At 62.0% G+C, this 4423-nt stretch carries 5 protein-coding genes; all 5 read right to left on the bottom strand.

Translation table 11 applies throughout. The annotated features are described in order from the left end of the window. Positions 1-246 precede the first annotated feature (246 nt). Positions 247-651 carry a hypothetical protein gene (locus RSF91_RS19535; RefSeq protein WP_332569964.1) on the bottom strand — a complete coding sequence of 135 codons (405 nt, stop codon included), beginning with the start codon at positions 649-651 and terminating at the stop codon, positions 247-249. A 95-nt stretch (positions 652-746) separates the two neighbouring features. Further along, on the bottom strand, positions 747-1613 hold the full coding sequence (gene fdhD / locus RSF91_RS19530; protein WP_332569963.1) for a formate dehydrogenase accessory sulfurtransferase FdhD: 867 nt from the start codon (positions 1611-1613) through the stop codon (positions 747-749). Positions 1614-1665: 52 nt separating this feature from the next. Beyond that, entirely contained in the window at positions 1666-2751 is a 1086-nt protein-coding gene (gene modC, locus RSF91_RS19525) for a molybdenum ABC transporter ATP-binding protein (RefSeq protein ID WP_332569962.1), read from the bottom strand. Next, positions 2748-3428: a molybdate ABC transporter permease subunit gene (gene modB, locus RSF91_RS19520; RefSeq protein WP_332569961.1), complete on the bottom strand. Its 681-nt coding sequence runs from the start codon at positions 3426-3428 to the stop codon at positions 2748-2750. The genes modC and modB overlap by 4 nt, the downstream gene beginning before the upstream one ends. 229 nt (positions 3429-3657) lie before the next feature. Next, positions 3658-4404, bottom strand: a complete 747-nt coding sequence (modA, locus tag RSF91_RS19515; protein ID WP_442878902.1) for a molybdate ABC transporter substrate-binding protein — start codon at positions 4402-4404, stop codon at positions 3658-3660. Between the last annotated feature and the right edge of the window lie 19 nt (positions 4405-4423).

Genomic DNA, 4423 nt, shown 5'->3' with positions numbered 1-4423 from the left:
GCACGTCGGCCATCTTGTCCGAGTCGTACTCGTTCATCTGGCAGCCGAAGGTTTTGATAAAGACTTTTTTGCTCATGGGGGTGCTCTTATAGGGTGTTGTCGGGGGCAGAGCTTGCAGGGTTTGCAAGCGCAAAGTCATAGCGGCTAGCGCACGCCACAACTTGGTTTGAATAAATAAACGGTCTGAACTGCTTGCAGAAAAAGCGCAAGCAGCTTTGAAATCAATAGCAGTCAGCGGTGGCTGATTCAGCTGCCAAACACGCGTTGCAGCAAGGTGCGCGGCTGTATTGGCTTGTATTTTTCGATCTCGGCGGGCGTCAGAATCCAGGCCGTGTGCAGGCCTTGTGTCTGGGGCTCGATCACGTAGCCCACCAGCATCTTCTGACCCGCGTAGTTGTGGGCAAAGACGACGGAGCGTTCCTGACTGAACAGGCGAAAGCCGGGGGTGGTGCGGATGGCACCGCCGTTGATGGCGACTTCGGGGAAGTTGGTGATCGTCAGCTCGCCAAACAGCGCGGTTGGCGGGAAGTTGCGCGTGTCATTCGACGGCAGGCCTTGGGCCTGAGCCAGCAGGCTGGCGCTGGCAGCAGCGGCCAGAGCGATGGAGCCAAACAGACGACGATTGAGGAAAGCGGTGGTGCAGCGGTTCATGGTGTATATCCAGGGGCTGATCAAGGGGCGGCGCAATGACGTTTCAGAAGCGCAATGCCGCGATTCTAGAGGCTGGCGTGCAGCTACGCGCTTGCTCAAGCTTTGCCGCCGCTGGCGTACAGAACGGCCTTGGGCGGGCGGCACAAGCCCCAGAAGCGCAGGCCTGTCAGCTCGGCCATGCGCACGCCCATGGCCGTGGGGGCGGAGATAGTGGCCAGCGCTGCAATGCCCACCTTGGCGCATTTGCGCACCAGCTCATGGCTACCCCGGCTGGATAGCACCACAAAACCGGGCTCGCCCAGTCTGCCGGTGCGGGCGAGGCGGCCAATCAGTTTGTCCAGCGCGTTGTGGCGGCCCACGTCTTCCAATACATCGGTGATCTCGCCATTCAGCGTGGCCCAGCCTGCAGCGTGAATGGCTCCAGCTTCGGCGTTCAGAATCTGGTGCGGAGGCAGGGCGTCTATGGCTTTAAGCACGGTGGCTGCATCCACGCGAGTCAGCCAGTCATGAGTAGGCAGGGCATCAAACGACAGGTCTAGCGCGGCAAAGCTCTCCACCCCGCAGACGCCGCAGCCCGTGCGGCCCGTGATGCTGCGGCGCTTGTCTTTCAGGCGCGCAAAGCAGCGCGAGGCAATGTCTAGCTGCACCTCCAGGCCATCCATGCCTTCGGGCAGGCCTGCGGCAGTGGCGCTCACCGGTTGCGCTTCAATGCTGTAGCAGTCGGCTGCGCTGTCGATGATGCCTTCGGTCAGCGCAAAGCCCAGGGCAAAGTCTTCCACATCGCCGGGCGAGCCCATCATCACCGCGTGCGATATGCCGTTGAACACCAGCGCAATCGGTACCTCGGCGGCCAGCACGCGCTCTTGCGGCTCTGCCTGCCCTGCATTGAAGAAGGTCACAGCCTGTTTTTGCAGTGGCTCAATGCAGGTGGCGGCTGGGATGGGGCAGGCGGGATCGGTCATGGGCCGATGATAGTCAGTGAGCCGTTTCCATGTACCCAAAAGGTGGAGATGGCTAGTCCAGCAGCGCCATGCCCTTGATCTGTGCAAACAGCGGAAGACCCGCCTGCAGCTGCAAGGCTCTGGCCGAATGCTGGGTAATGCGTGCCAGCAGGCGGGTGTTGCCCGATTGCAGCGACACCATGACTTGCCCCGGACCGTCTTCGCGCAGATCCAGCACCTGCGCGGGCAGGATGTTGAGAATGCTGCTGCTCTCGGGTCTGCCAAGGCTCAGGCTCACATCGCGGGCTTGCACGCGCAGCTGTACCTGTGTGCCTACGGCGCGCGGGTGAGCCATCACCAGTTGCAGCTGCCCGCCATCAAAGGCCAAGGTGCTCAGGTGGTCAGCCGCATCATGGCTTTGCACCGTGGCGTGCACCACACTGGAGGCAATATCGCCATGGGCCAGCGGCAGATCAAGGCTGGACAAGAGATCGGTCACCGCGCCTTGCGCCACGACCCGGCCTGCATCCAGCAGCACCATGTACTGGGCCAGCCGCGCCACCTCATCGAGCGAGTGGCTGACGTAGATGACGGGTATCTGCAGATGGCGCTGCAACTGCTCCAGATAGGGCAGCACCTCGGCCTTGCGCTGTGCGTCGAGGGCGGCCAGCGGTTCGTCCATCAGCAACACTTCGGGGCTGGTGGTCAGTGCGCGGGCAATAGCCGCGCGCTGGCGCTCGCCCCCAGACAGGGTGGCGGGCATGCGGTCCATCAAATGCGCAATGCCCAGCAACTCGACAGCGCGATCGCGCGAGACCTTGCGCCTCTCTACCGGCGTGCGCTTGAGTCCATAGTCAATGTTTTTCTGTACCGAGAGGTGGGGGAACAGGCTGGCTTCCTGAAACACATAGCCCAGTGCGCGCTGGTGTGTGGGTAGCCATTGCTTGCGGGCGTCGTCCTGCCAGATGTTTCCGTTGACGGCGACACGGCCCTGTGCGCGCTCCAGTCCGGCCAGGCTACGCAGGCAGGTGGTCTTGCCGCAGCCCGAAGGCCCGAACAAGGCGGTGACGCCGTGGCCGGGCAGCTGCAGATCGACATCAAGCGAAAAGTCCGAGCGGCTCAGTTGGAGCTGGGCGGAGATGAAGTGGGAAGTGCTCATGCGCGGCGCTCCGCCTTGGGTTGCAGCCAGTTGAGTGCCAGCAGCACGATGAAGGAGAACACCACCATGCCTGCGGCCAGCAGGTGAGCGTGGCCGTACTCCATGGCTTCCACATGGTCGTAAATCTGTACCGAGACCACGCGGGTCACGCCGGGGATGTTGCCGCCCAGCATCAGCACCACGCCAAACTCGCCCACGGTGTGGGCAAAGGTCAGCACGGCGGCGGTAATAAAGCCGGGCCGCGCCAGAGGGATGGCCACGGTCAGAAAGCGATCAAGCGGGCTGGCGCCCAGGCTGGCAGCGGCTTCCATGGGGCGTGTGCCCAGTGCTTCAAAGGCGCGCTGCAGCGGCTGCACGGTAAACGGCATGGAATAGATCAGCGAGCCTATGACCAGACCGGCAAAGGTGAATGGCAGATTGCCGATACCGATCGCTTGCGTGAATTTGCCAATGGGGCCGTTGGGGCCCATGGTGACCAGCAGGTAAAAGCCGATGACGGTGGGCGGCAGCACCAGCGGCAGCGCCACCACGGCTCCAATCGGCCCGCGCCAGCGCGAGCGGGTGTGAGCCAGCCACCAAGCCAGCGGTGTGCACAGCAGCATGAGCAGCACCGTGGTCACGCTGGCGAGCTTGAGCGTGAGCCAGATGGCGGCGTAGTCTTCGGCATTCAGTTGCATGGAATCAAAAAAAGACCCTTGGAGTGCTCAGCTTAGCCGAGCAGCACCAAGGGAAGAGCGGAGCAGTTTGGGTGAAGAACCGTTAACGCAACCCTTGATATGTCGGAGCGAAGCCTTGTCGTACGCTTGTACTGCCTGCGGCTTTGCGCCTCGTTTCAACCGAAAATTTGCGATTTTCCGGATTGCGTTATCCGTTCTGAATCGGCCTCTAGCGCTTATCTATCAAGCGTCAGAAGCTATAACCATAGGAGCGGATGATGTCGTGTGCCTTGGGGCTGCGCAGGTATTTCATCAGCGCGGTGGCGGCTTCGTTGTCCTTGGCGCTGTTCAGGACGATGGCGTCCTGGCGAATCGGCTCGTGCATATTGCCGGGGATCTGCCAGGCCGAGCCTTCGCGAATCTTGCCGTTTTCCATGACTTGGGACAGCGCCACAAAGCCCAGTTGCGCATTGCCGGTGGCGGCGAACTGGTAGGTCTGGGCAATGTTCTCGCCCATCACCACCTTGGGTTGCACCTGGGTGGTCAAGCCCAGTTTGTTAAGCACTTCCATGGCGGCTGTGCCGTAGGGCGCCAGCTTTGGGTTGGCAATGGCGATGTGTTTGTAGTCGCCGGTTTTCAGCACTTCGCCCTTGTCGTCGACATAACCGGCCTTGGGGCTCCACAGCACCAACGTGCCGATGGCGTAGGTAAAGCGGGAGTCCGCCACTCCCTTGCTCTCTTTGGCGAGCTTTTCGGGCGTGGTGTCATCGGCGGCCAGCAAGATGCCAAAGGGCGCGCCGTTGTTGATCTGGGCGTAGAACTTGCCGGTGGCACCAAACGACAGCTCGGCCTTGTGGCCCGTGTCTTTTTCAAACTCGGCGGCAATCTTCTTCATGGGCGCGGTGAAGTTGGCGGCAACGGCAACAGCCACTTCGGCGGCTTGCGCCTGCGCGGACCACAGGCCCAGCACGGCCGAACTGGTCACGGTCGCGATCACGGCCGCAGAGCGGGCCAGT

The sequence above is a fragment of the Comamonas sp. genome (assembly GCF_036643215.1).
Taxonomy (GTDB): Bacteria; Pseudomonadota; Gammaproteobacteria; order Burkholderiales; family Burkholderiaceae_C; genus Comamonas.
Note: the sequence above shows the minus strand (reverse complement) of the source record. Positions and strands in the feature narration are given on the sequence as shown.